Origin of the sequence: Chryseobacterium kimseyorum (genome assembly GCF_025971945.1) — a bacterium.
Lineage (GTDB): Bacteria > Bacteroidota > Bacteroidia > Flavobacteriales > Weeksellaceae > Chryseobacterium > Chryseobacterium kimseyorum.
Genome location: NZ_JAPDHW010000027.1, coordinates 1 through 25,739, shown reverse-complemented (window position 1 = coordinate 25,739; position 25,739 = coordinate 1). Strand labels below are relative to the sequence as shown.

Sequence of the window (25,739 nt, the reverse complement as noted above, 5' to 3'; positions counted from 1 at the left end):
CATTTGCCGAACTTGCAGGTGTCTGTGGATAAGGTGTTGTATTTACAACTGTTCCCAGAGCTCCTGATATAGCAGGATCTGTAAATGCTCTGATTTCTCCTGTAGCTCCGGCTAAGCTGTATATTTTTCCTATACAGTCAAAAGCATTGACTGTAATTGTCACCACATTAGAAGTTGCTGTACAGCCACCAACACTGGTAATTATGGCTCTGTAATATCTTGTTACAGTCAATGTTCCCGGTGAATAACTCGCCGTAGTCCCACCGCTGGCCACATTAGCAAAAGTTATATTATCAGTAGACACCTGCCACTGAATTACTCCAGAGCTACCCGTAAGCGTTAATGCAGCAGGCGAACTTCCAGAATTAATCGTCTGGTTTGCACCCGCAGTTCCTGCATTTAATACCGGATTGGCTGTTTGAGAAGTTCCTATAGCCTGGCCTGTTCCTGCAATTGTCGGTACGCCATAACTTGGTGATGCTACAGTTGTATTGACAGTATTGCCTAAATTTTGAGTTACAGGCTGATTGAAAGTTCCGCTTGTCGCGCCGCTGTTACCTCCCGGAATGGATGACGGTAAAAGGTTCGCAGGTGTAATAGTCGTAGAAGCTCCTTCGATAGCGTCGGGACAGCCATCATTGTCTGAATCCAAATCTAAATAATTAGGAATACCATCACCGTCAGTATCACATGGTACCAAAAGTGTTACATTATCAATACGTACGTCTTGTGCATTTCCTGATGAACTAGAATTAGTTATCCACGTTAATGCCAATCTGTAATTACCGGTTCCCGGTGCGATAAATGTTACAGGATAAGCCGTTGACGTATTATTAATTTGAACATTTCCAGTACCAGACGCTTGAGTCTTATAAGTTTGGATTACCTTAACTATGTTATTTGATGAATCTATCAACACCCAAGAGAAACTGGTATTTGTTGTTCCTCCAGGTATTATATTTAAAGTAGAAGAAAAACTATAAGCTACCCCTGACCTTGTAGTAAATGGACTTGTATTCGCCAAAAGTATGTTACCTGGGTACAAAGTTCCAGGATTATCCACAAGGATATTTGCTGCTGATCCTGTATAATTCAAAGGCCCGCTGGTATTCGGTGTATTGGTAGAGAAACTACTGATCCATGATGCAGATGCAGGTGATGCTGAAAAATCACCATTAACAATTTGATTAGGTTTTGAACAAATATCTTCGTCAGTATCCAAAATTCCATCATTATCATCATCCTGATCACATAGATCATAAACACCATCACCGTCTGAATCTATACTGTCAAACTGTACCACAACTGGAGCTGAGGCAGGACTGTAACAATTGGAAGCACTTGAATAATAAAATGCATAATAAGTTCCCGCTCCCGCTGAAGTAATTCCTGCACCTGTTACCTGAGTTCCAGCAGCACGGTTGATTGTTGTATACCAAACTAAAGTTGTGTTAGTTGGGATTGTTCCCGTATGCGCACTAGTAAGATTTACAGTGGGCTGTAAACATGATGTCTCTAAAGTTGTATAAACAGATGGTCCTACAGTTCCCGTCGGACAACCAGTAACCCCAAATCTATTTATAATATTACTTGCACTGTTTGCCGCTCCTATTGTTAGGGTAAACTCCCCGTCTGGTGTTCCATCACTTGTTCCTGAAGCAGTACTTTCGCCGACAGTAATATAACCATCAGGCAATTCTTTGACTGGTGCCGGCTGACCAACAAGACCCTGATTCCTGCTTAACTGAAATCTTACAACATCGTTTTCAATTAAATTTCCTCCTGAAGGAAAGCTAAAGATACCAGTATTGCTAACCAAAGCTGTTGCTAAAACATTTCCATTTACATCAACAGCATTTACATAAAGCGTATTGGCTGTATTCCAGACACCGCCACCAGTACCTCCGTTACTGATACCGCCCGTTAAACCGTTATTATCGATATAAACCGTTCCGGAAACGCCTGGTCGGGCCAAAGGAAGAATTGCCGTGATACGGCCCATATAATTCATAATCTTTGTGGTCGATGCCCTCGAAAAAGTAATGCTTGGGTTAGCAGTTACACCTGTTCTGTAAACTGTTTTCATTGTAATACCATCAGCCTCATTATCTGGCTTGAAACCACCATTATTCAAAAACCCTGCATAATTTTGCCCTAAATTGTTACTCGAAAAAACAGAATTAATATCAATCCAATCGGCAGAATTACTAACAGCACTTTCCTGAGAAATTGCACCATGCGCCAAATATAAAATATTAGCCTGAGTTGTTCCTACAGGAGCTGCCGGAGCAGTCACAGTCAATGCTGAGAAAGTTGAAGAAGACGAGGGCGCGTCTGCATTATTACCTACAAGATTTGTTAAAATATAATTTTGTCTGGCATTTTCATATACTGATATACTGATCACTACATCATCACCAGCACTTAATGGCGGTTTACCAACCATCGAAGGGAATGAGAATGTAGTAACACCTGTTGGAAGACCATATTGATCTGAAATATCATAAGAATACAATGAAGAACTCATGTAAGCAGTAGACGCAGAACTACTGGTGCTACCATAAAAACGATAGTTGTAAACATATTGTATAAAATCTGCTGCACCTAATCTCAAAACTGGTGTAGCGTCGGCATTTGTGCCAGGGTAATTTGTACCAACTGTAACATGATCCCGTTCAAAATAGGCCGTTACAATCATTAATCTATTCTTCCCAGCAGGAATATTATAGGAGAAAGAAGGAACTCCCACTGCTCCAGCACCTTTGGTCGTGTAGGTAAACTGACCTATAAGTGTTGGCGTTTGCGCAGATAAAACACCTGATGTTATAAGTCCAAATGCCAATGTGGCAATCAGAGAAGTGAACTTATTATTTCTGTTAACAGGAACAGCTTCTGATTTTCTGATAAATTCTGAAATACAGTTTCTGAGATTGGGGAATATTAACACCAACCAGACAAACTGAAATTTATCTTTTATAAAATTAGATAAAGTTTGTTTCATTTTTCTTGTAAAAAAATTATTAATTAAAACATCACCTCTTCATAATTAAATCATGAAGAAGCAGTGAACGATAAATTTTATACAGAAAATGGCGGAGGTCTTACAGAAAACACCTTAGTATAACAATAATTAATAGATCTATTGTTATAAGTGTAGAATTTTTGAGAATATAAGTAATCTATAGCCCGAAATGCAGTACGCCGTTTTTCATCAGCAGAAATTTCTTTTTGATCTTGTTGATGAGTACGCTCATTGACATAATGTTTACCTACATTCCGACTTTTCGAAAAACTGTCTGAAGAATGATGGTATTTACGGTCAATTTCTCTTATCTGATCATCCAATGCCTTACGGGAAGCAATCTGTTTCTGAAGTTTTTTTGGAAAATCTGATTTTTTCTTTGCTTCTGCATTTTTAATCTGAGAAGCGAGACTACCATGGCTGATTTTAGAAATCCGTTTGTGAACAATCACCAAATACTCTTTCTCTGCTGACTTTTGATCTTCAACAGATGCGTTTTTTACCGTGATTTTTCCCTGCTTAATCTGCTGATTAAAACTTTCGTCCGCAGAAAATATTTTTGAACCACTTGAAACTGAAATTACAGCTGAAGAAACACTTTTATCATCCTGTGCATATAAAAACTGCACTTGTAAAAATAGAAACGGGAATATGAAAACGCGCAGAAAAGCTTTAGACTTCCCGATAAAATCTACCATTTTTACACCGTGTAGAATTGAGAGAATAGAACTTTTCAATAGCATTTGTTTTCATTACAAATGTATCAATTATTTCCAAACCAAAAGATGCGCGCAGTCACAATCGACTGTAAATCATTGAAAAGCGACGGTAATACTTGGAAATTTCATATCAAGATTAATTAATTTAATTCATCCATTTTGAACAAAACTCTAGTAGATATCGGAAGAATCAGCAAAAATTAAACAACAAAAATTAAAACTTCCTAAGCATTAAAAAAAAATTTAGCGGAGGAAAATTTGTTTTCAAATACTGGAATTGATGAAAACAATAGACGCACATATTTGAGAAAAAATAGAAATACAAAAAAAAACTTATTTCATGCTTGCGACTTTCATTCTACCCTATTCTTTAATTTATCTGTATTTTATAGTGTAAAGTTTATTGATTAAAAACTATTATTTTTTAATGGAGAATTTTTAAATTTAAATAATTAGAATAATTATGAAACCAAAATTTTTAATCAGTTGTCTGCTCTTTTTATCGATAAATATCAATGCACAGAAACTAAATCAGGCCGAACTTGAAATTAAGAAAAATATTGAAGAAATTCAAAATTATACCTACACAGAAAGTCCGGATCTTGATATCGACGGTCTCTGTTTTCTCACAGCTCAGAAAACAGTAGAACTTTTAAATAAAACAAAACTTACAGCAGGCAAGGCAAAAACCATCGGTCTCGAAATAAGTGCTAATAATGAAAAATTCGGTATTACAATCGGGACTTTTTCATACAATTCTGGCGGAACGAGAGGCAATGTCTCTCACCCGATCATCCAGTGGAAAAACAGAGATGGGAAACTTTTTGCGTATAATTTATCTTCGAAAATCAATTGCAATTTCATGAGTATAGAACCCTTAAAAAGCAAAGACAGAGACCAATTTTTACTCTTCGGAATGGAAAAAGGCAACGGCGCTTGCGAACAAAGTATGGTGTATGCTATAGAGATAAAAAATGATTTTTTAATCGTCGACAATCCGGTTTTCGTGAACCGTCCGTATTTGAATCTTTGCAATATGAATTTTGATTTTGATCAAAAAAAGCAAATCCTGTATGGAAGTTTAATGTACGACGGCGCAGATAACAGGATGAAATCTAACGTAGAATACGAACAGGGTGAATACTCAAAATCGAAAAAACATAACGATGCATTGCTGAAACTACTGAAATTCGGACAGAAAAAAGATGTAAAACTGAAGTTTGACGGAACCAAGTTTACAGGATTATAAAAAGTTTTACGAAAAGATAAATGCAACGCCAGCAGTGGCAACCGTATTTGGAATGTACATTTGCATCAAATAAAGTATTCAACATGAAATTATCTAACAATAAGATCTTAATCACAGGAGGTGCAACCGGAATTGGACTGGGCTTAACACAACGTTTTTTAGAGGAGAATAATCAAGTTATTATATGTGGCCGCAGGGCAGAGGCTTTGAAAGAAGTTACTGATAAATATCCGCAGGTAATTGCACGTGTCTGCGATCTGTCTAAGGAGTCTGAAAGAATTGACCTTTTTAATTGGCTGGCAAAAGAGCATAGTGACCTGAATGTGTTAATTAATAATGCCGGAATTCAAAACTGGATGTCTATTGAAGATAAAGATTTTTATCAAAAGGCAGTCGGGGAAATCGAAACAAATATCGTTGCACCGCTTCATCTGATAACTCTGCTTAGTGAGTTACCTCAACTGAAAACAATAATGAATGTAACCTCAGGTTTAGCCTTCGTTCAGCTTACAAAAGTTCCTGTCTACTGTGCTACCAAATCTTTTTTCCGTGCATTTACGCTTTCATTACGTCATTTGATGGAACCTAAAGGTGTAGAAGTTATTGAGATCATTCCCCCGGCACTTAACACTGATCTAGGTGGCAAAGGTATTCATGATGCGCATCCACAGGTACAGGATTTTATCGATGCTATTTTTATTCAATTAGAGGAAGGGAAAAAAGAACTTATCTTTGGCTTCAGCGAGGCTATGCTGAAAGCATCTCCCGAAGTAATTTCAGATACGTTTTCAAAGATGAATCCTTAAGTTTTTCTGATTATTCAGAGAAGCTGAATGAAAATTTGAGATGTTGAGATGCAAAAACAAATTAACAGAAAAAAAGACTGATGATCTAATGAGTCTTTTTGTTTTATAAGGCTATGAATACTTACGTCTAAATAAATTTACTTCGAAATTGCAGTTAATTATTAACTTCCAATTTAAAACATGTGATGCAATATAAGTTTACTCGCTTCAGGTAATTTCTTTTCTGTGAAATTTACCCCATTCCAACAGTTTTTCTATAATTGGATATAGGGACTCACTGTATTCTGTTAGCTCATACTCTACCGTTTTTGGGAAATCCGGATCTTCTAATCTTTTCACAAGATTATTGAGCTCCATAAATTTTAATTCTTTTGAGAGCATCGTGAAGGTGATTTTGGGAATGCTTCGGGCGATTTCCCGATATCGTCGATTGCCATTGTAGAGGGATATTATAATTGACAATCTCCATTTCCCATGCAAAACATATAGTGTGTCCTCGACATATTTAATATCGATCTGATCTTTAACAGTACATATATGAGAAGTGCTTTCCTGTTTCATCTGCTATACTTTTGAATAGCATTTCCTATTTCAAAACCATTGAACAGTACATTTGCTACTCATTACAATACAAATTTAATAAAATCAGAATGAGTAACATTATGAAAAATGAAGTGTACAAAACAATCAGAACAGTACGCAACGGCGGAGTTGCTACCATTTCCATCAATAATCCGCCAGTCAATGTACTGGGAGCAAAGCTTATGAAGGAATTGAAAACTGTCCTTCAGGAGTATGCCGGGGATGATACAATTAAAGTAATTGTTTTTGAAAGTGATAATTCTGAATTTTTTATCGCACACGTGGATATCAATATCCTGGATGACCAGGAAGCAGTCGAAGAACTTTCAAAAAATGTCTACGAAGGATTAAATATTTTTCAAACCATCGGTGAAATTATAAGAAAGCAGCCACAGGTTACGATTGTGAAATTGAAAGGAATCGCCAGAGCAGGAGGTGCTGAATTTGTAGCTTCTGCAGACATGAGCTTTGCGTCGCTGGAAACTGGGAAAATAGGTCAGACCGAAGCTTTGATGGGAATTATTCCCGGCGGTGGCGCCACACAATATCTGTCAGAGAAGATGCCTCGAAACCGAGTATTGGAAGTTATTTTGGGTGCTGAACTATTTGATGCTAAAGATGCAGAGCGTTATGGCTGGATCAACCGCTCAGTTCCTGATTCGGAAATAGACCTGTTTGTTGATAAACTTGCCCAGCAGATCGCTTCCCTTCCTGATGGTGTTGTTGCTACTGTAAAAAAAGTTTTGCCTCCCGCAAATCTGCAGCAGGGTTATCAGAAAGAAAATGATGGTTGGCTGGAATTAGTTTCAAAGCCAAAAGCTGCTGAAATTTTTAGTTCCATAATGAAAAAAGGTGCGCAGACCCCAGATGTTGAACTGGGGATTGAAAATTTATTGCGCAGTTTATAATAATGAATCAATTAAAGAAGGCCGGGGGTTTAAAACTCCGGTTTTTTTCTTTTAACAAATTCTGAAAAAGCTTCTTTATTAAAAAAGGTTGCTGAAATATTTTTAATGGTTAAAAGCGGGTCCTAAGACCTGATTCTGAAATGAATTTAAAATCAAAAAATTATAATCTTTTTTTTAGTGGTCTAAAACCTATCTCAAAAATTTCAGCAAATTCTTTAAAAGAGATTTTATAACATATAAAATTAAAAAAAGACTTAGAATATCCAAGTCTTTTAAAATTTTAATTAAATCGATTAATTTCACCGAACTACTTTTCTTTCTTAAAAAATAAAATGACTTTTGTTGTAAAGCCATTTACTACATAATCAACTGAGTTGACAAGCTCCCATCCTTCTTCACCTAAATCATTCAATATAGTTTCTATTTCATTGGATTCTACACTCATTGATTTAGTAAATTTACTGTCATCAGCCTGAAATTCTAATGTTTTATACTCAAATTTTTTCATTTTTTAGATTTTCACAAATTTACATTTTTCCGGATATATTAAATCTTTTTTTTGAGATTGATTGTATTTGGTCAAAATGTTTTGTGGCTCTTTCATCTATGGTAATTCTTTAACAAGCATCCATTTGTACAAAATTTAATAGAAGAGATAATATTGAATTTTTAGGTTATTTCCGATTATCACAATCCAATCTCATGAGAGCTTTTTTTAAGTTAAAAATTTGATATATTTTCAAATACTTTAAAATAAATAATTTCACCACCTTTAGAAAATTGATCTATCGTTCCATCATCCTGCAAAATCGAAGTTCTGTGGAATGTCCTAATGTTTTTCCCAAGTATTTCTTCGATTAAATATTCTTCTCCCACCGAATTCACCTTAAAAGCAGTTTTTTTTGATTTCCCATCTCCGCTTTTCAAAATGCAGTTTAATAATGTTTTCGACTGTAACGAATACAGAATATAATTTTTCGATTCTATATTCTTTTTTCCATAAGCGACTTCCATATATGTTAGAACTTCGGAATTTGTCGGATCCTTTTCTAAGTATTTCTCTCCGTAGACGATCGCTTTTTTCAAATTTCTTTGTGCAAGACTTTTACGAAAATCTAAGTAATCTTTATCAAAATAAGAGGTTTTATATTTTGAAAACTGTTTTCCATAATATAAATTTTTTACTTCATCATCCGACATAGAATTGGGATCAAATTTAAATTTGTACATAAGTTTTTCGTAATATAAATTTGAATTTTCATTCTGAACATTAATTTTTATTGAATCCAGGCTTATATTTTGACTATATGCACAGCAAGAAAAAAGTGAAAAAATTAATGTAAAATATATCTTTTTCATAGAGTTTTAGTTTCTAAATTACTGTTGCTTCCAGCTGTACGCATGCGTCTATATTGTTGATATATTTTTTGTGAGGCCATTTATACTAATCTGAAATATTTGAGATTCTACATCAGGGTCTTCAGCAGATTCACAGCAACTCTTCTGAGGAATTGAAACATGAAATTAAACATTATTTACCTGTAATTGATAACTATTTTAAGATCACCGGCAAAATAAAATCTTTCACAATCTTTTGAGTTTGAGGATGCCCGTAAGGTTTATTGTAAGCCTTTGAAGTAATGATGATTACAGCAGGCAAGTCTTTGAAGATGATGAATTGGTTTCCGCCATTTCCTGCACAATAATAAGCTTCAAAGTTTTTTCCTTGATATTCAAATGACTTATTCCAAAAAAGGTAACTGTAAAATTCATTTTGCCGTTCCGGAATTTTGATTTGATGCATAAAGGTTCTCTGAATCCATTCCGGAGACAGTATCTGTTTCCCATTCCAAGTCCCATTATTCTTGTACAGCTGTGCATATTTTGCATAATCCAGTGATCTCATCTGCAGACTTCCCGCTGTATTCGCAACTTTTTGTGGCGTATACTGCCATTGATATTTTGTAATATTTAACGGTCTGAAGAGCTTATTTTCTGCATACTTTTCCAAACCTCCGGGAACTTTCTTATTAAGAATATCGCCCAGAAGTACAACTCCAGCAGTGAAATAATCCCACTGTGCACCATTCTTTTTCTTGGAGTCCATAGGAAGATTGAGTGTGAATCTCACCCAATTATCAGTAGGATACATATTTTCTTCATTGCCAGGAGATTCGCTGTGAGCATCAGAGCCTTGAAATGCAGAACTCATGGTGAGCAGGTGTTTTATATTGACCTGCCTTTTCTTGACATCATAATTTTCAAAAGATTCTAAATCGTAAAACTGATCCAGTGTCTGATCTTCACTTTTAATATAACCTTCTTCAATAGCAATTCCCATCAGCGTGGAAGCAAAAGATTTCCCTGCCGATCGGGGATCATGCAAAGTTTCTCTGTCAGCACCATTAAAATATTCTTCGAGCAAAAGTTTGCCGTCGTAGATTACAACAATACTTGATATGTCTTTTAATTTATAGGTTGCAATCTCAGAATTAAGCGACTTAATGATATTTTTATCAAATTTAAAATCTGAAATTCCCCAACCACTCTCAGGTTTGATCGGTTGAATAGCTGTTTCCTTTGCGGTAGCTTTTGGAGTCTTTATCATAAGGTCAACCTTACCTTCTGCTATTAAATTTCCCACTTTCGTTTTGTTGCCTTCATCTATATTGATATAAGGTCTGATCTCAATTTTGAGTGCATGCCTGCCTTCCGTCAGTACTTTTTCGCCACCGTTAAGCTGAAATCTCTCCCATAGATGCAGTGCCCACAAATTTTCACCTTTTGTGCTTGTCAGTGGAATTCGGAATGTTGTCAAAGTGTTTTTCAATTCATTAGCATTACCAATCCAACATCCAGGGCTGATATTTTCTTTGTAAATCAGTTGATCATCAACATAAAATGAAAATTGCAGATTACCTTTTTCCAGTAACTGTTCTGCCGGAAGATCCGGAGCCAGCTGATGAAGATAATTAGTAACCGAATTGTCCATAAAAACACGAATGTTAAGATCAGACCGGTATAAAAAAGGAAATGATTTCAAGAAGTCAGATTTTTTATACTGATTAAGAGGTATGTTCCCTTTCATGAAAGTTACTTTCCCAACATTAGCTTTGTGTAGAGCCATTTTTACTCCATCTGTTTCTAACAGATTTTTTATCTGTCCGGAAGTCAACATGCTGGTCAGGCTTAGTAAAATGGCAGTCAAAATTCTCTTCATAGTTAAACTCAAATTTCAACAACAAAACTATTAATAAAGTTAACTCGAAAATAGTACAGAATTAACGTTAAAAATTTTATTTGAAAAGAATCTTACGGAATTGCGATGGTGTAATTCCATTGACTTCCCTAAAGCATCTTATAAAGTGGCTTTGATCAGAAAACCCGCATTCTATTGCGATCGCTGTAAAATTTAATTTTCTTTGTGAAATCAATTGTAGTGATTTTTGAACTCTCAGTTTTCTAATATATTCTGCCAGACCTGAATTAAAGTATTTTGAAAAATCCCTTGACAAATGAACCGGATGGACATCAAGAGTTTTCGACAAATAATCTAAACTCAACTGTTCGGAAAACTGATCGTTCAACAGCAGGTTGATCTCTGATACCCAATTTGGTTTTTTATTTGTTTCGAATCGATGTATGCGATTCATTTTCCCTAAAATTTCCAGCAACAAAGTTTGAATCGACAGCGAAGTGAAGCTGTCATCTGTTTTTGTCTCTCTAAAAATTTTATACAACAAAAACTTCAGATCAGGATTAGAAATATTAATACTTCCCTGCAGATCGAAAGTATTTAAATCGAAGTCATTAAGCCAATCATGCTCAATTTCTAAATGAAAACCTCTCGTGAATCCTTCCGGTTTGATGTTGTAATGCGGTTCTTCCCAATTGTGAAATAACAGATCACCTGCAGTGCAATTATAAACTTCTTTTCTGTTACCTTCTGTCACCGATCCCTCCAGAATAAAAGTAAAATAAGCATTTTGGTGATAATGCCAGTCTACTCTGTCATGAGTGTAAACGGTATCCGTCAAGGTGAGTCCATCCAGATGACTGATCTGATTGGTCTGTCCGTAAAATTCACCTTTTTTGGATTGTCTCATTATTTAGCAGATAATTAGAAGTGTTAAGCAAATTTAGAGGAATTTATCTAAGATAAATAAGAAGTTGATAGTGATTTTATAAAGTTTTTCTAAGTTATTCATTCTCTTCAAAAACATAATTATTTTATTCTAAACCATTAAGATTATTTAGTGAAATCTATTTTCTTTTTTTTGAACACAAAGAACAGAGATTTAACCACGAAATAATAAATGATTTCTTTGAAATTTGACCCAGCTTTTGACAGCGATAATGAAAATTTATAATTTTATAACTGAGCAAAAAATGGACTACAATATTATAAGAGAAATCATTGATCTGTTAAAAGACTTTGAAAAATCTTGCAGGGAAGGAAATAAACATCCAATCACAAAGGAAGGTTTTATCGCATGGCTTTCTGAAAATTACACTTATAAATTTGAAACAGAAAAAGGCGACAAACAGATAAGGTAATTTTTTTTAGATCCAGAAAAAAATTATCAAAAAATATATATCTGAAACTTCATTGTAAAGCTTTAAAATCAGATTTCGCATCAAATAATCTGAACACAAAAAAAAGAGATTTGCATACAAATGATCATCAGCGTTATATGATATTTGCATTTATATCAACAACGACTATGAACTGGTTTTTAGTAACAGCAATTTCAATCTGTATCGTCCTACTTATTTTTTTGGGATATAGAATAACCGGTATCGGTAATTATTCGTGGATCATTTCCGGTACCAGTATTGGTCTGATTTTATTATATCCGCTCGTCTGGTATAGTGTTTTACCTGAAAAGATTGACAGAATCGTCAGATTCATCGTCCATATTGATATGGGAATGCTAAGTTTAGTGATTGCTTTTATACTTATCAGAGATCTGCTGTTCTTTCCTATTTCTTATTTTAAACCATCCTGGTCAGATTTTGCTTTTTCGAACTGTGGAACATATTTTTTGATATTATTTTCTGCATTACTTCTATTCATCGGTTTTTTACGTGCAAGTAAAGGTCCCGAGTTGGTTGATATCGAGGTGCCTGTAAAAGCTCTTCCAGATGAACTTCATAATTTCTCAATATTACAGATCAGTGATCTTCATGCAGGAGCAGGAATTGACAAGCAATATGTTGATCGTGTTGTCGAAAAAGCTCTCAATTTAAAGGCAGACATTGTTGTTCTCACAGGCGACATAGCGGATGGCAGTTTTGAAAAATATCAACATAAGCTGCAGTCATTGTCAAGGTTAACAGAAAGGTTTCAGGTTTTTTATGTTACAGGAAATCACGAGTACTTAGGGGACAGCGACCTTTGGATTTCCTATTTTAAAAGCATCGGTATCAAAGTTTTGATGAATGAAAATACAACTGTAAATTTTAAAGGAAAATCTATTCTCATTGCCGGAATAATAGATCCTGCTGCGAAAGAGTTAAAACCCAGTTCAGGACCTGACATTCCAAAAGCATTGGCGGGAAATTACAAGGCCGATTTTAAGATATTGCTTGCACACCAACCCAATATTGCAAAAGAAGCTTCTACACACTTTGACCTGCAAATATCCGGGCACACTCACGCAGGACAGTTTTTTCCCTGGAATATTTTTATAAACCTAAGTCAAACTTTCGCAAAAGGTTTGAAAAAATGTGATAAAATGTGGGTTTATACTAATTCGGGAACGGGTTATTGGGGACCTCCTTTCCGATTGGGAACAACATCAGAAATTACACTTCTTCATTTGATACGACAGTAATTTTTTGCTTTAAATTATCTAAACTCATCAATAAAACTTAATTTAAATACTCAATTATGATCTTAAATCAACTTTCAAATGTCAACTGGCTTGCAATTCTGGTTGCGTTTTTCGTATTCTTTATGCTAGGATATGTATGGTATCAACTTCTGTTCGTCAAAGCTTACAAAGTCGCTTTGGGGAAAGACAACGAGGAGCTGCCGAAAAAATCTGTATATATCATTGGTCCTGCTGTCTGCTGTATAATATACATTTTAACCAGCGCAATTTTAATATATGCTCTGAACATAACAAGCTTATGGACTGCTTTGGAGTTCGCTTTGATTGTCGGAATTGGTTATTTAGTGACAAATACGACCAACATTGCCATCAATCCCAATATCCCAAAACCATTTCTATACAGTTTAATAAGTGGTGGTTATTTTTTATTAAGCATCATTCTTGTCAGCTTTATATTGGTTTTAATTAAATAAATAATGAAATCAGAAATCGAGATCTATCATCCGGAAACGCTTGATGACTGGAGGGAATGGCTGTTTGAGAACAGTAGTGTGAAGCATTCTGTTTGGGTTGTCTTTTATAAGAAAGGTTGCGACATTCCCAGTATTTCATGGAGTGATGCCGTAGATGAAGCTTTATGTTTTGGCTGGATTGACAGCAAGAAAATTAAAATAGATGATCAGAAATCTCATCACTATTTCAGTAAAAGAAAATCAAATGGTACGTGGTCTAAAATTAATAAAGATAAGATCGAAAAACTAATGCTGGAAAACAGGATGACTTCGCAAGGATTAGAATCTGTACAGAACGCCAAAAAAAACGGATCATGGAATCTGCTTGATGATGTTGAAGCCTTAATTATTCCAACGGATTTACAAATAGCTTTCGAAAAAGAGCCTCGAGCCTTTGAATTTTACAGTGCGCTGAGTAAAACTGCTAAAAAAAATATTCTACTTTGGATGGTCATGGCAAAACTTCCTGAAACGAGAATCAAAAGAATCTGTACTATCATAGAATGTGCGCTTCTAAACAAAAAACCGCCTCACATGTAAATCAAAAGTAATTATCAGTGTCCATATTAGAACACAAAGTCAAGAGATTAGAACACTACTTTGCATCTGGTATTGATGAACTTTGTAATATTAAAGTTTATGTATTATGAAAGAAGTAAAATTAGGATCACAAGGTCTGAAGGTCTCACAGGTTGGCTTAGGATGCATGGGCATGACAAAATTTGCCGGCCATGACGTTTATAAAACAGCAGACGAAAAAGAAGCTTTATTAACCATCGAGCGCTCATTAGAATTGGGCGGTAATTTTCTTGACACTGCAGATCAGTACGGACCTTGGGAAAATGAACGTTTTATCGCCAAAGCAATTCACGGCAAGCGGGATAAATATGTTATTGCCACAAAGTTCGGACATGAAATTAATGACAATGGTGAACTAACGTGGGGTATCAATGCAACTCCGCAATATGTAAAAAAAGCTGCTGAACGCTCTCTGAAAAATTTAAAAACCGACTGCATCGATCTGTACTATCTTCACAGACTGGATCCTAATGTTCCAGTTGAAGAAACTATTGGTGCTATGGCAGATCTGGTACAGGAAGGTAAGGTGAAATATTTGGGACTTTCAGAAGTTTCAGTCAACACTATTAAAAAAACTCATGCAGTACATCCGATATCTGCGCTGCAAAGTGAATTTTCACTGTTTGAAAGATCAGTTGAGAACACCGGAATTTTAAAAGCCATCAATGAGATGGGTATCGGTTTTGTATCTTATTCACCATTGGGACGGGGATTTCTTACCGGTGATATTAAAAGCGCAGAAGATCTGTCAGAAGGTGACTGGAGATTAAATATTCCCCGTTTTCAGGGAGAATACTTGCAAAAGAATATTGAGCTGGTTAAGGAAATCGGAAAGTTGGCATCTGAAAAGGAAGTGACAACTGCCCAAATCGCATTGGCTTGGGTAATCTCCAAAGGGATTATTCCTATTCCGGGAACGTCCAGGAGAACGAATCTGGAAAAAAATTATGCTTCGGCCGACATTCAGTTGAGTGATTCAGAAATAAAAAGACTGGAAGAGATCATTCCTCCGGGAGCAGACACCGGTGCACGATACGATGAGCACGGAATGGAAAGTATTGATCAATAAAAAATTATTAATTTTGGAGACGGAATTTTCTGTCTCCTTTTCTTCAATTTCAATTTATGAAAGGTAAAAATGCCCCACAACATGTGAATTCTGTCACTCAGGTACATCGCATTCTGGAAATACCATCTCCCAAACATCCTTTGGTCAGCGTTATCGATCTGAGTACTTTAAATCACTCAAATCAAGCTGTACCCGGTAGTTTTGTCAATGAATTCTACTCTATTTTTATCAAAAAAGGTTTCGAGGGCAAGATGAGATACGGACAACAGTTTTATGACTTTGATAATGGCGTCATGATTTTCTGCAGTCCGGGACAGTTAATTTCTGTCGAAGATACAGGAAGTAATAAGCCAAAAGGTTGGTGGCTACTTTTCCATCCGGATTTTTTACAGACTTATCCCTTAGCTTCTAAAATTCTTGAATATGGATTTTTAAAATACGAAATGAATGAGGCACTGCACTTATCAGAAGATGAAGAAATGATGATTGCAGGTATTATGAGAAATATTCATAACGAATATATGTCGTCTATCGATAATTTCAGTCAGGATGTCATTGTCTCACATATTGAACTGCTTCTCAATTATGTTAACCGTTACTACAACCGACAGTTCATTACCAGAAAACTCACAAACAACGATTTACTGGTAAAACTGGAAAAATTACTTGATCAGTATTTTGCAGAGGATCTTCCACAAATGCAGGGGCTTCCTACTGTTGCCTATGTGTCTTCAAAACTAAATGTCTCTGCAAACTATTTAAGTGATCTGCTAAGACTCACAACAGGACAGACTACCCAATTTTATATTCACGAAAAAATAATACAGAGAGCTAAAAATATTCTTTTGAACACGAATCTCACAGCCACAGAAATCGCCTATCATCTGGGATTCGACTATCCACAGTCATTCAGTAAATTATTTAAAGCTAAAACAAATCTTTCACCGATTGAGTTCAGAAAGTCATTTAACTGATATCACTGAATATTCCTGAATTACTCATTATTATGTAACACTTTTAAATCTGGCTTCATGCAAAAATTCTTTGCTATACAGCAGAATAATAGATATGATCTAATTATTTTGCAGGATATTTAATATTAATAGTTACTTATTGACTTAAGTAAATCATCCATCATCTATATATCTTATGTTTAAAATGATGCAAAAAGACTCACTATCTACCAACCAGAATAAGATCAATCGGCTTTCCGCTCATGAACAACTATACAAGATCTCTAGGCATCAAAACATTATCTTCAGGCACTTGTAGCCTTATTCTCTTCAATTTTCGCATGACAGATTCTAACTATTTTACCTCTATAAGAAGTTCCTCCAATTAACTTGATCTTTAATTAATTATTTTTAGAATACATTATACATTTGCCAAAAAATAATATCAAAAAAAACACTAATATTTTAAAAGTTTGTTTTACAATAATGAACAAATATTAATAAAAGTTAATTTTTTTTGCCGAGGATTATGCTGCAGATAACAATAGAAGGTTTTCCACAAGCACCAAGAACATATTTACTAAAAAATAATATAACCTCATAGACTAAGTCATGTTAACATAATTCTGTGATTGATATCGAAAGTAGCAATTGGTCAAAAAACTAATTTTCAAATTCTCTCTCCGTTAAATGTCAGTGTGCTCTACATGATATCATGTTATAAAGATTAACTTCAAAAATATATTATCACGTCTCAATTCGGAATGAAATCTACTAAAAATTTAAACAATAAAAATCTGAACAAATTATTACTGAGATTTTGCAGCTTCAAACACGCTACATATAATTGATCTTTATTGCTTTTAATAGACTAAGTTTGCATACTATTTCTACAATTCAATTATGCGTAAACTTTTACCCTTTTTATTCGTTACTTTATTTTTTCTTTTCTCAGACGCCCAAACAACTGCACCTTTACACATTAACTCCCAAGCATTGGGAAATCTGGTGATAGATTACAAGAAAATCTATACAATGACGAAAGATGTTATAACCAACCTTTTAGCGGATAGTAAGAGTTCTAAAAATGAACTAAAAAAAGTGGTCGAAACGCGTGATCAATTTTTATCATTCTCAAACGAAAAAAGAAATATAATTAGTGGCTCTGAGTTGAAAAGTGTTCCTACGATCAACTGGACATCTGAAGTTAATTATAATTTCAGTCCTGGCTTTGCAGATGAGGACAACATTTTTTACAGGGCGAGAATATCTTCAGGACTAGACTGGCTTGCTTTAGGACAAGGAAGTGAGAAAAATCATAAATTAGAAAATTCTTTAAAGCGACGTTCAAGTGAAGTTGATCTGCTCGAAAACAAAGAATTTCAGAGAAAGCAATTGTATACCGAAACTTTAAATAAACTAAGAGCATCTTTTGACATCAGAAAAATAAAAATATTAGCAGATTATGAGACCGTTCTGATACTCTCCCACGATTTATCCATACAGCAAAATAAACTAGGAATAAAAAATGATGGAGAATTAGCCCATAAAAAGCATCAGCTTAATACAATTTCCATTGAAAAAAAGCATCTGCAAGACCTTATAAATACTGACAGTGAGAATGTTTTTGATATCGATTTTATGCAATATTCTCTACCAGAACTTATATCTGTGGAAAACCTGGATCTTAAGCATCTGGTAACAGATAAAAAATTGGCTTTACAGATTCAGAAAGAAATGATGCAGATGAATCAAAAGAAAGAGCGTCAACTGGACCTGACAGTAAAGCTGCGCTACAATTATTATTCAACCCCAATCAATGACCGGAATTTTGCCAGCTTAGGAGCAAGCCTCAATCTGCCTGTTACAAAAAGCAAATCAGCTCTTTACGAGGAAGCGATCGTACAAAGGAGAGAAAGTGAACTTGACAATCTTCTAATATCATATAAAGATCAGCTTTCTACAATATATCGAAATTACTATGAAATTCTCGCTACAGTTCAGATACTTGAGAGTGAGAGTAATTATCTGGAGTCTGAACTAAAAGTCAAGTCTGAAAATGAAAATAGTAAAACCTTTAGCCCCGCTGCATATCTTGAAGTAGCAGAAAAATTTATAAATAATCAACTCCAGCTGTCTGACCAGAGATATAAATTGTTTGAAAAATACACACAATATAAAATGATGTCTGACAAACAAACCCATGATGACAGCAGTCCATCATTTACCAATACAGATAACGAAGGTCATGAAACCTATATATGGAGCAGTTTATTTAATAATTATTCGAACGAATATATTATAACATTACTGAACCATTGGCACATCAACAGGGTTTTTCTATCCATTGGTAATGTAACAAACGCGGTAAAAGTCGAAAATTTTAAAACACTTGCAGCCGCAAATAACATTTTGGTTTACAGACTGATCGGAGAAAACTCATATGCAGCAACAGATAATGGGTTTGTCAACTTGCAAAATGCATTGATTAATGCTAAAAACGCCGGATTTGCTGGGATTCATCTTGATATAGAACCACATACTTTTTCAGATTATAAAGACAATGTTGATCTTTATTCGCAAAGACTCATCAACCTTTTTATCTTATCGAAGACTTGGTGCGATCAAAACGAGATGGCGCTCGGGGTGAGTGTTCCTATGCACCTCCCGACGAATATCGCCTACACTTTGCAGCAAAATAATATCAGAACATATATCATGGCATATGACGTGTTAAGCCTTGATAAAAAAATAGCAAAAACCTCTGTCATTCGAAATATATTAGGGAATGCTCTTTCTGTCTGGGTATTCCGTATCAATGATTTTCAAAACTTTTCTGATCTGCTTGATGCCGAAACAACAGTTCAAAATAATAATATTGATCAAATCGGCTATTACGATTTATCTCAAATGAATAATTTTAAACCCTAATGAATATTGATTTTACTAAAGACAGCATTCATGAGGACCTTTATCATCAGCCTCTAAAAAAAAGAAAATGGGATCGATGGATTTATCTTGCCATTTTACTGCTCATTCTTTTTTCATTATTAAGATGGATAATCAGTTCGTGGATCTTCAATTATGCAGACGGCTTTCTGATGCAGCAGCAATTTGATGTTAAGTTTACAAATGACATTAGAATTGTGAACTATCATACCACTGAAGGAAATACAATAGAAAAAGGTGATACTCTTTTCAGTTATGAGCTGTATTCAGATCTAGCCATGTTTAAAAGTTTAAAACAGGATTCTATTAAAAATCTTGTAAATGATGTTGCGCTACAGAATGATCTTGCAGCATTTGAAGCAGAAATTGCTAAGAAAAACATTTTACTACAAGACATTCAGAGTAGAATTCTACATTGGAAATCTGAAAGGAAGTTAAAAGAAAGTCTAGTCTATTTAGATCAGATTACTCCAGTTGAGCTTTCAACAACTGATCGTCAAATTGATGATCTACAGTTTCAATATCAATCTGTCAATGCTGAAATTTCAGCATTGCGCTATCAGAAATCAGCTTTGTTATCTACGAACCTGAAAAAAAACACTTTGGTAAATAATCAGAATAAATCCTCAAATTTTAAAAATTTTTATATTTCACCTATTGCAGGAAATCTTGATCGTTTTAGAATCGCTGCAGGACAGGCCGCCTATAAGTCTGAAATTATAACTTCAATTACGCACCAAGGACAGTTTATAAGAGCATATATTAATGTTGAAGATTTAGATGATTTTCATGAAGGTGATCCTGTATCTATTAAATTGCCATATGGATTCAATTCAGAACTCACAGGAAAGGTTAAAAAAATGTATTCTATATCAGAAATCAGAGATACATCAACAATCAACACTGCGGTTAAAGACGAAAAATACGGAGTTGTAATGGACATTGTACCCATCGACGGGAAAACTTGGGAAAATGTGAAAATCAGTAACATTCCCGTTAAAGTCAGGAAACTGAAATTTAACTACAAATAAACGCATGTATAAAAATACGCTCACCTTAGAAAACGGAATAACTGCCCTTTTGCTGCATGAAAATATTACAAAAAATGAAATTCCAGATCACACCCTGTCAGATGTATGGATCGTAAACCATGAAAATCCATGGATGGTTAAACAATTTTTACAAAATATTATTAAACACCCGGATCCACATGTCTATCTAAAACCTGTATTTTTACAAAAGAATTTTAAAAAAGCGTACCGAGAAAAGAAAAATTATAATCTTAAACATTTATGTGATGGCTATATAGACCATTTGAAGCTTGAAGATCGGATCGCATCAGTAGAATTTATTATTCATTTTATAAAAAACCTACAGAATACTGAAGAAATGTACTCTTCGACTGTATTGCAAAAGATTTTATGGTATTACTATTCAAGAAATAAGAAAATAGAATTTCGTGAAAGTTCTGATTCTCTTAACGGTTATACCTACCCGAGAATTGAAGCATATTATTCAGGCCGCAAAGAGTCATATCTGGCGGTAAAAGAGATGTTGACCCAAGCTTATAAAAGCGGATTTCTTACCAGAAACTATGCCGACACCTCTCATCTCTGCCACAAATGCAGTTCCGGATTTTTAAATTATAGAGAGGAATGTCCTAAATGTGCAGGACACAATCTTCAGGCAAGAAGTTTAATCCATCATTTCCGTTGTGCCTACGTGGCTTCAGAAGATCTTTTTCAAAAAGATGAAAGAATGATCTGCCCAAAATGTAACACTGAATTAAAAAATTTAGGTGTAGATTACGACAAGCCAAGCAAAATATTCTGTTGCAGAAAGCAGGACTGCAGAAATGAATTTCAACAACCCTTAATTGGCGTACGTTGCATTAATTGTAAAACGGAGCAGGCACCCTCTACCCTTAAAGTTGAAAAAATCTATCAATATGAAATCACTTCCCAAGCAATAGATGATATCATAAAGCCACACACCATTGGATAATTTTTGGAACGACTTATATTATGACTTTCATAATACCAACTGGCAGATCATGCTTAATTGGGGGTGGTATATTTTTTTAATAGATATTCCTCGTTTTCTTATTCTTGAGATTGCCGTATTAATTGCCCACTTCAGAAATCGTTATTTTAATAAGGAAAAATGGTGGGACGCAAGAACAAAATTATGGAATGAGCAACCTTTAGTAACTGTTCTTGTACCCGGGCACAACGAAGGAAAACACCTGCACAAAATGGTTGTTTCTATTCAAAAGCAGACCTACAGTAAAATTGAAATCATTGTAGTAGACGACGGATCCACAGATCACACTCCTATTTTAGGGCGGTCTTTTGAAAAACAAGGTTTCATTACAAAGTTTCTGCGGAATGATATCCGTGGCGGAAAAGCATCGGCGGCAAATTTTGGTCTTACGTATTCCAAAGGGAAATACATTGTACATATTGATGCAGATTCTTCTCTAGCCTCCGATGCTATAGAAAAATCATTGATCCCGTATTATATGTATAAGAATATTGGTGGTGTTGGAGGAAATCTGATGGTTAGAAACGATATAGACTCCCTCACCTCTACTATGCAGTACTTGGAATACCAGCAATCTATCAGTATTTCCCGAATTGTTCTATCACAGCTGGGGATATATAAAATAATATCGGGAGCGTTTGGTGTTTTTCCAAGAACAGTCCTTGAACGCGTGGGTGGCTGGGATGTTGGTCCGGGTCTTGACGGTGATTTGACAGTAAAAATACGGAAAATCGGGTACACCATTAAATTTGAAGACCAGGCAGTATGTAACACGCACGTCCCTGTAGAATGGGGGAAACTGGCAAAGCAGAGATTACGATGGTCTCGATCACTTATACGGTTCAGGTTACGAAAGCATCGGGATATATGGATTCCTAACAAAAACTTTCGATTTTCTAACTTTTTTTCATTTTTTGAAAATGTTTTTTTTGGTCTTGTTTTAGACATCACTTGGCTGTTTTACATGTTGCGCATCATTATAGACTATCCGGAGTTCCTAATCTTTTGGTTACCAGTAAAATATTTACTATATTTGCTGCTATATTCCATGCAGTTTTTGACATGTTTATTGATCGTTAAGGATAAGAAAAAATTTATGTCGAAAATTATATACGTACCACTCTATCCTTTTTACATGGGTTATTTTATGCGGATTGTGCGAACGATTGCATATTTTGACGAACTATTTTTTTATGATTCTTACAAGGATCCATGGAATCCTCAAAAAACCTCAAAGAAAGCCGACGAATTCGGTGCTTGATTCTTTTATCTTTTACTTTTCTACAGAAAAAAACATTTTAAATTTTATAATAATCTCAATGATTAAAAAACTATCCGCTATTGCAGGGTTATTCTTGCTTGTTGCTTCCATGGGGTGTTCGTCTGAAAACCCATTAACAGAAGAAACAGAAAACTTACAATCAATCTTTAATGATGAAATCACACTACAATATGGTGGGACCACTCTAAGCAACAATCTGGAGCTTAAGAACAATCCTATTCAGTTTGTACAATTTGCAGGACTTGGCCCAAAACTATCGGCGCCTGCACAGAAAACTGTTTACACTCCGAATTTATCCGGAGCAATGGCTGCTACTGGTAATAACTGGTATAATATTAATAATGGTGAAACTTTTTATATCCCCGAAGGCAGTACTTTTACCGGTGGATTTAATTTTAACTCGGCAGGAAAAATTATTATTTTAGGTACTTTAGGTGGTTCAAACTGGATTAATGTTCCCAATGGAGGGATTGTTGAAGTTGGCAATAATGGAAAGATAGTATCATCTGTCAATTTTCATCTAAATTCCGGAGGGCGATTGTACAACTACGGTAGTGTTGATTATAACACTTCTTCTGTTGATGGTATTATTAATAACTACAATAATTTAATCTTTAAAAAAGATATCAGCCTAAACGGAAGTTCCATTGTAAACAATTATTGTAAAATGGTTTTTGAACAGCAGAATAATTATATTAATTCACAGCTTAATAATTCTGCATACCTGACTTTTTTAAAAGGATTTCATATTAATGGATCAGGGCTTCTTAATTTAGAACCACAGTCTTTTACAGAAATAAACGGTGGAACGGTTTCAATCGATGGGAAAATCAAAAACTCAGGAAGTAGTTTAGCTAGGATCGATTTTCTAAATTCATCATTCATTAACATCAATGCTTCGCCTGCGATTACTGGTTTGATAGATATGAACTTTACCAATACTGCATATTCTATTTTACAGACGAATAACAGAATCAATAATCAGGTAACTTTAAACGCCAATACTTATATTGCCGCAGGAGAATGTACTCCACAAAAAGGAACATCTCCATGCACTGACAGCCAGCTTCAATTTTCTTTGGTTGCTAATCTTGTAAGCCCAGTACTTAATAACAGCACGCTTAGCGCTACAGGAGTTGCTGTAAACAACGGTTTTGCATATGTTTCTTACCACACAAATGATGCAACTTCAGTTACAACTACGCAGGGTGCTCTAAGAATCATTAATGTAACTGACTATAACAATCCATCACTGATCAGCCAGGCTTTATTTAACAATATTGAATTTAACCATGTAGACATTTCCAATAATAAGTTGTATGCTACAGGAGGTGATAAGAATGGAGCAAAACTTGTGGTGAGCCCTCTTAATAACAATATATTTAATACTCAGGATCTCTCACAGTTTATGACTTATAAATTACCAAGTGCTACTGCAAAAAATTCTTATTTTTTAAATAATGCTCTGTACGCTGTAACAGGTGCTACAGGCGGAGGACTTTTCAAGCTTGACCCAAGCACTAATTTCACAGTAAACAGTACTTTATCTACCACAGGAGAAAAATCTAAATTTGTAGCACATAATGCCAATTACCAAGTATATTTCTCAACTGGAGATAACGGTGCTTCTTTGCGTATAGCGAATGTTGATGGTCTGAATGCACACATATATAACTACACCAATCTTTTGCAAATGGTTACAGTAGGTAAAAATTCTTTAACTTTGGATGATGAGTATGCGTATATTGCACTAAGCGATAAAGGTGTTGCTAAGATTAAACTGAGCAACGGCCAGCTCATCAATACTTTTGTACCAAGATCATTTAAGATAGACAATCAAAATGTATTTAGCCAAACAAGCCTTACAAATGCAGTTGCAATCAACAATTGTTATCTGTATTTGGCAAATGGTACTGATGGCATTATTGTTCTTAATAAAAATACATTTAATGTAGTAGGATATTTTAAACTTAACGGCTCCGCTAACTATATCTACATCAACAACAATTTGGCATACGTAGCAACTGGTAAATCGGGTCTTAACATTATCAAAGTCAATTAGATAATTCTAGCGAATAAATAAACTACTTTAGATATAATAAAAAGGTACTGAAACTATGGTTTCAGTACCTTTTTATTATATCTATACATGAAGATCATATTCAAAATTTTTCTCATTAGGGATATCTTAATTATTCATGAAAGTTAATATGTCATTTATTAAACATTATGCGTAATGAAGAAACCCAAGCAAAAACTACCAAGAAATGGATATGCCTGAAGACTGCTTAAACCCCAAAAAACCTTGTCTTTAAAAAGTTTTAACTAATTTAGATTACCATTATCAAGAAAGGCGAGATTGATCTCACTAAACAAAGAAAGGAGAAATTTATTCACCGTAGGAAAGCAGTAATGTGCAATCAGAAATTGTACAATCTATACTTATGATTCAGGGTTGATTGATCTAAATACTGCAGCAATTGTATTGCAGATATTAGTCTGATACTCTATACTCTCCCTACTCGAATATAAAATAGGTATACTACCTAAACGATTTAGGATATTTTGTAATTAAAGAAAAAAGAACATATTATTATACTACTTTGTAAGACGATATAAATGTATATTTCACGTCGCAATCACTTATTTAGCTTTACGCAACACAGTCGATAGGACTGCTGCTGTCCGGTGGAATGAAAATAGAAGCAAAGGATGCTTTTATTTTACCCTTTTGCAAATTGGTGAAACCACGTAACGAGGTTTTCAATATAAATTTATTTCTGCGTTTAGACTCAATCTTCAAAATTAACTTACTTATCCCAAATTTATTGGTGATTTGATACCCCAACAGCCGAGAGTAAGGAAGCTCAAAAAATGGAGTTATAAATTTATTTAAAGTCAGAGGATGATTTTTTCTTATGGTAATACAACCTCCTGAAAGTTCGATAGTTGTGGTTTTTGACACAACAAACAAATAAACAAGTAAAATAAATAATGGTACAATAAGAAGATTATAGATTGTAATAGTGCAAAGAATTACAGCGATAAATGTTAAGAAAATTGCAGATATTAGTAAATACGACAGTCTTTTTGCAAACTTCGAATTAGAAACTTTCATGATTGGTGGATTAAAATGTATGGAATGATTTTATAGAATAAATCTATTGTTATAGTAATATCCAAAGATAGTCCCTAATTATTGAAATAAAAAACTAAATAACTGCTATTT

General features: G+C 34.7%; 22 protein-coding genes. 14 read left to right on the top strand and 8 right to left on the bottom strand.

All coding sequences use genetic code 11. From position 1 onward, the window contains the following. Positions 1–3,001: autotransporter outer membrane beta-barrel domain-containing protein (locus OMO38_RS19670; RefSeq protein ID WP_459076716.1), on the bottom strand; the 3,001-nt coding region annotated here is incomplete at its 3' end. 77 nt (positions 3,002–3,078) lie between these two features. Further along, positions 3,079–3,759: a hypothetical protein gene (locus OMO38_RS19665; RefSeq protein ID WP_264751884.1), complete on the bottom strand. Its 681-nt coding sequence runs from the start codon at positions 3,757–3,759 to the stop codon at positions 3,079–3,081. Between the two features lie 445 nt (positions 3,760–4,204). On the opposite strand from OMO38_RS19665, the gene OMO38_RS19660 reads away from it, so the two are divergent. Further along, positions 4,205–4,990: a hypothetical protein gene (locus OMO38_RS19660; RefSeq protein ID WP_264751883.1), complete on the top strand. Its 786-nt coding sequence runs from the start codon at positions 4,205–4,207 to the stop codon at positions 4,988–4,990. An 83-nt stretch (positions 4,991–5,073) separates the two neighbouring features. Further along, a complete protein-coding gene (locus OMO38_RS19655; RefSeq protein ID WP_264751882.1) occupies positions 5,074–5,796 on the top strand; it encodes an SDR family oxidoreductase in 723 nt (240 codons plus the stop codon). Positions 5,797–6,003: 207 nt separating this feature from the next. Here the strand turns inward: OMO38_RS19655 and OMO38_RS19650 are convergent, their stop codons facing one another. Continuing rightward, positions 6,004–6,357: a winged helix-turn-helix transcriptional regulator gene (locus OMO38_RS19650; protein WP_264751881.1), complete on the bottom strand. Its 354-nt coding sequence runs from the start codon at positions 6,355–6,357 to the stop codon at positions 6,004–6,006. Positions 6,358–6,446: 89 nt separating this feature from the next. On the opposite strand from OMO38_RS19650, the gene OMO38_RS19645 reads away from it, so the two are divergent. Continuing rightward, positions 6,447–7,286, top strand: a complete 840-nt coding sequence (locus OMO38_RS19645) for an enoyl-CoA hydratase/isomerase family protein (RefSeq protein WP_264751880.1) — start codon at positions 6,447–6,449, stop codon at positions 7,284–7,286. 307 nt (positions 7,287–7,593) lie between these two features. On the opposite strand, the gene OMO38_RS19640 is transcribed toward OMO38_RS19645, so the two are convergent. From OMO38_RS19640 to OMO38_RS19625, 4 genes are all read right to left on the bottom strand, one after another. Further along, positions 7,594–7,794: a DUF4177 domain-containing protein gene (locus OMO38_RS19640; protein ID WP_264751879.1), complete on the bottom strand. Its 201-nt coding sequence runs from the start codon at positions 7,792–7,794 to the stop codon at positions 7,594–7,596. A 212-nt stretch (positions 7,795–8,006) separates the two neighbouring features. Then, the gene (locus tag OMO38_RS19635; RefSeq protein ID WP_264751878.1) at positions 8,007–8,645 is read right to left on the bottom strand and encodes a DUF4919 domain-containing protein; all 639 of its coding nucleotides are present in this window, start codon (positions 8,643–8,645) and stop codon (positions 8,007–8,009) included. Between the two features lie 193 nt (positions 8,646–8,838). Further along, complete coding sequence (locus tag OMO38_RS19630) at positions 8,839–10,506, bottom strand: serine hydrolase domain-containing protein (RefSeq protein ID WP_264751877.1); 1,668 nt, start codon at positions 10,504–10,506, stop codon at positions 8,839–8,841. A 76-nt stretch (positions 10,507–10,582) separates the two neighbouring features. Further along, positions 10,583–11,392 (bottom strand): AraC family transcriptional regulator, encoded by an 810-nt coding sequence (locus OMO38_RS19625; RefSeq protein ID WP_264751876.1) that lies wholly within the window; start codon positions 11,390–11,392, stop codon positions 10,583–10,585. Positions 11,393–11,675: 283 nt separating this feature from the next. Between OMO38_RS19625 and OMO38_RS19620 the strand changes: the two genes are divergently transcribed. From OMO38_RS19620 to OMO38_RS19570, 11 genes are all read left to right on the top strand, one after another. Further along, the gene (locus OMO38_RS19620) at positions 11,676–11,843 is read left to right on the top strand and encodes a hypothetical protein (RefSeq protein WP_264751875.1); all 168 of its coding nucleotides are present in this window, start codon (positions 11,676–11,678) and stop codon (positions 11,841–11,843) included. 167 nt (positions 11,844–12,010) lie between these two features. Next, positions 12,011–13,123, top strand: a complete 1,113-nt coding sequence (locus OMO38_RS19615) for a metallophosphoesterase (protein WP_264751874.1) — start codon at positions 12,011–12,013, stop codon at positions 13,121–13,123. A 56-nt stretch (positions 13,124–13,179) separates the two neighbouring features. After that, positions 13,180–13,596 (top strand): DUF1761 domain-containing protein, encoded by a 417-nt coding sequence (locus OMO38_RS19610; protein ID WP_264751873.1) that lies wholly within the window; start codon positions 13,180–13,182, stop codon positions 13,594–13,596. 3 nt (positions 13,597–13,599) lie between these two features. Next, a complete protein-coding gene (locus OMO38_RS19605; protein ID WP_264751872.1) occupies positions 13,600–14,175 on the top strand; it encodes a YdeI/OmpD-associated family protein in 576 nt (191 codons plus the stop codon). A gap of 106 nt (positions 14,176–14,281) precedes the next feature. Continuing rightward, the gene (locus OMO38_RS19600; RefSeq protein WP_264751871.1) at positions 14,282–15,283 is read left to right on the top strand and encodes an aldo/keto reductase; all 1,002 of its coding nucleotides are present in this window, start codon (positions 14,282–14,284) and stop codon (positions 15,281–15,283) included. A gap of 56 nt (positions 15,284–15,339) precedes the next feature. After that, a complete protein-coding gene (locus OMO38_RS19595; protein ID WP_264751870.1) occupies positions 15,340–16,257 on the top strand; it encodes a helix-turn-helix domain-containing protein in 918 nt (305 codons plus the stop codon). Between the two features lie 882 nt (positions 16,258–17,139). After that, positions 17,140–19,167, top strand: a complete 2,028-nt coding sequence (locus OMO38_RS19590; protein ID WP_264751869.1) for a hypothetical protein — start codon at positions 17,140–17,142, stop codon at positions 19,165–19,167. Beyond that, entirely contained in the window at positions 19,167–20,216 is a 1,050-nt protein-coding gene (locus OMO38_RS19585) for an HlyD family secretion protein (protein WP_264751868.1), read from the top strand. Before OMO38_RS19590 ends, OMO38_RS19585 begins: the two co-directional genes overlap by 1 nt. Before the next feature lie 4 nt (positions 20,217–20,220). After that, positions 20,221–21,189, top strand: coding sequence for a TackOD1 domain-containing metal-binding protein (locus OMO38_RS19580; RefSeq protein WP_264751867.1), 969 nt, complete (start codon positions 20,221–20,223; stop codon positions 21,187–21,189). Beyond that, complete coding sequence (locus OMO38_RS19575) at positions 21,182–22,489, top strand: glycosyltransferase family 2 protein (RefSeq protein WP_264751866.1); 1,308 nt, start codon at positions 21,182–21,184, stop codon at positions 22,487–22,489. The genes OMO38_RS19580 and OMO38_RS19575 overlap by 8 nt, the downstream gene beginning before the upstream one ends. Positions 22,490–22,547: 58 nt before the next feature. Further along, positions 22,548–24,572, top strand: coding sequence for an LVIVD repeat-containing protein (locus OMO38_RS19570; protein ID WP_264751865.1), 2,025 nt, complete (start codon positions 22,548–22,550; stop codon positions 24,570–24,572). Between the two features lie 591 nt (positions 24,573–25,163). Here OMO38_RS19570 and OMO38_RS19565 read toward each other — a convergent pair. Further along, positions 25,164–25,628: a hypothetical protein gene (locus OMO38_RS19565; RefSeq protein WP_264751864.1), complete on the bottom strand. Its 465-nt coding sequence runs from the start codon at positions 25,626–25,628 to the stop codon at positions 25,164–25,166. Between the last annotated feature and the right edge of the window lie 111 nt (positions 25,629–25,739).

What these genes read in the sequence shown, in the direction of transcription:
- OMO38_RS19660 (WP_264751883.1), top strand. Translation starts at nt 4,205, where the DNA reads ATGAAACCAAAATTTTTAATCAGTTGTCTGCTCTTTTTATCGATAAAT.
- OMO38_RS19655 (WP_264751882.1), top strand. Translation starts at nt 5,074, where the DNA reads ATGAAATTATCTAACAATAAGATCTTAATCACAGGAGGTGCAACCGGA.
- OMO38_RS19650 (WP_264751881.1), bottom strand. Translation starts at nt 6,357, where the DNA reads ATGAAACAGGAAAGCACTTCTCATATATGTACTGTTAAAGATCAGATC.
- OMO38_RS19645 (WP_264751880.1), top strand. Translation starts at nt 6,447, where the DNA reads ATGAGTAACATTATGAAAAATGAAGTGTACAAAACAATCAGAACAGTA.
- OMO38_RS19640 (WP_264751879.1), bottom strand. Translation starts at nt 7,794, where the DNA reads ATGAAAAAATTTGAGTATAAAACATTAGAATTTCAGGCTGATGACAGT.
- OMO38_RS19635 (WP_264751878.1), bottom strand. Translation starts at nt 8,645, where the DNA reads ATGAAAAAGATATATTTTACATTAATTTTTTCACTTTTTTCTTGCTGT.
- OMO38_RS19630 (WP_264751877.1), bottom strand. Translation starts at nt 10,506, where the DNA reads ATGAAGAGAATTTTGACTGCCATTTTACTAAGCCTGACCAGCATGTTG.
- OMO38_RS19625 (WP_264751876.1), bottom strand. Translation starts at nt 11,392, where the DNA reads ATGAGACAATCCAAAAAAGGTGAATTTTACGGACAGACCAATCAGATC.
- OMO38_RS19620 (WP_264751875.1), top strand. Translation starts at nt 11,676, where the DNA reads ATGGACTACAATATTATAAGAGAAATCATTGATCTGTTAAAAGACTTT.
- OMO38_RS19615 (WP_264751874.1), top strand. Translation starts at nt 12,011, where the DNA reads ATGAACTGGTTTTTAGTAACAGCAATTTCAATCTGTATCGTCCTACTT.
- OMO38_RS19610 (WP_264751873.1), top strand. Translation starts at nt 13,180, where the DNA reads ATGATCTTAAATCAACTTTCAAATGTCAACTGGCTTGCAATTCTGGTT.
- OMO38_RS19605 (WP_264751872.1), top strand. Translation starts at nt 13,600, where the DNA reads ATGAAATCAGAAATCGAGATCTATCATCCGGAAACGCTTGATGACTGG.
- OMO38_RS19600 (WP_264751871.1), top strand. Translation starts at nt 14,282, where the DNA reads ATGAAAGAAGTAAAATTAGGATCACAAGGTCTGAAGGTCTCACAGGTT.
- OMO38_RS19595 (WP_264751870.1), top strand. Translation starts at nt 15,340, where the DNA reads ATGAAAGGTAAAAATGCCCCACAACATGTGAATTCTGTCACTCAGGTA.
- OMO38_RS19590 (WP_264751869.1), top strand. Translation starts at nt 17,140, where the DNA reads ATGCGTAAACTTTTACCCTTTTTATTCGTTACTTTATTTTTTCTTTTC.
- OMO38_RS19585 (WP_264751868.1), top strand. Translation starts at nt 19,167, where the DNA reads ATGAATATTGATTTTACTAAAGACAGCATTCATGAGGACCTTTATCAT.
- OMO38_RS19580 (WP_264751867.1), top strand. Translation starts at nt 20,221, where the DNA reads ATGTATAAAAATACGCTCACCTTAGAAAACGGAATAACTGCCCTTTTG.
- OMO38_RS19570 (WP_264751865.1), top strand. Translation starts at nt 22,548, where the DNA reads ATGATTAAAAAACTATCCGCTATTGCAGGGTTATTCTTGCTTGTTGCT.
- OMO38_RS19565 (WP_264751864.1), bottom strand. Translation starts at nt 25,628, where the DNA reads ATGAAAGTTTCTAATTCGAAGTTTGCAAAAAGACTGTCGTATTTACTA.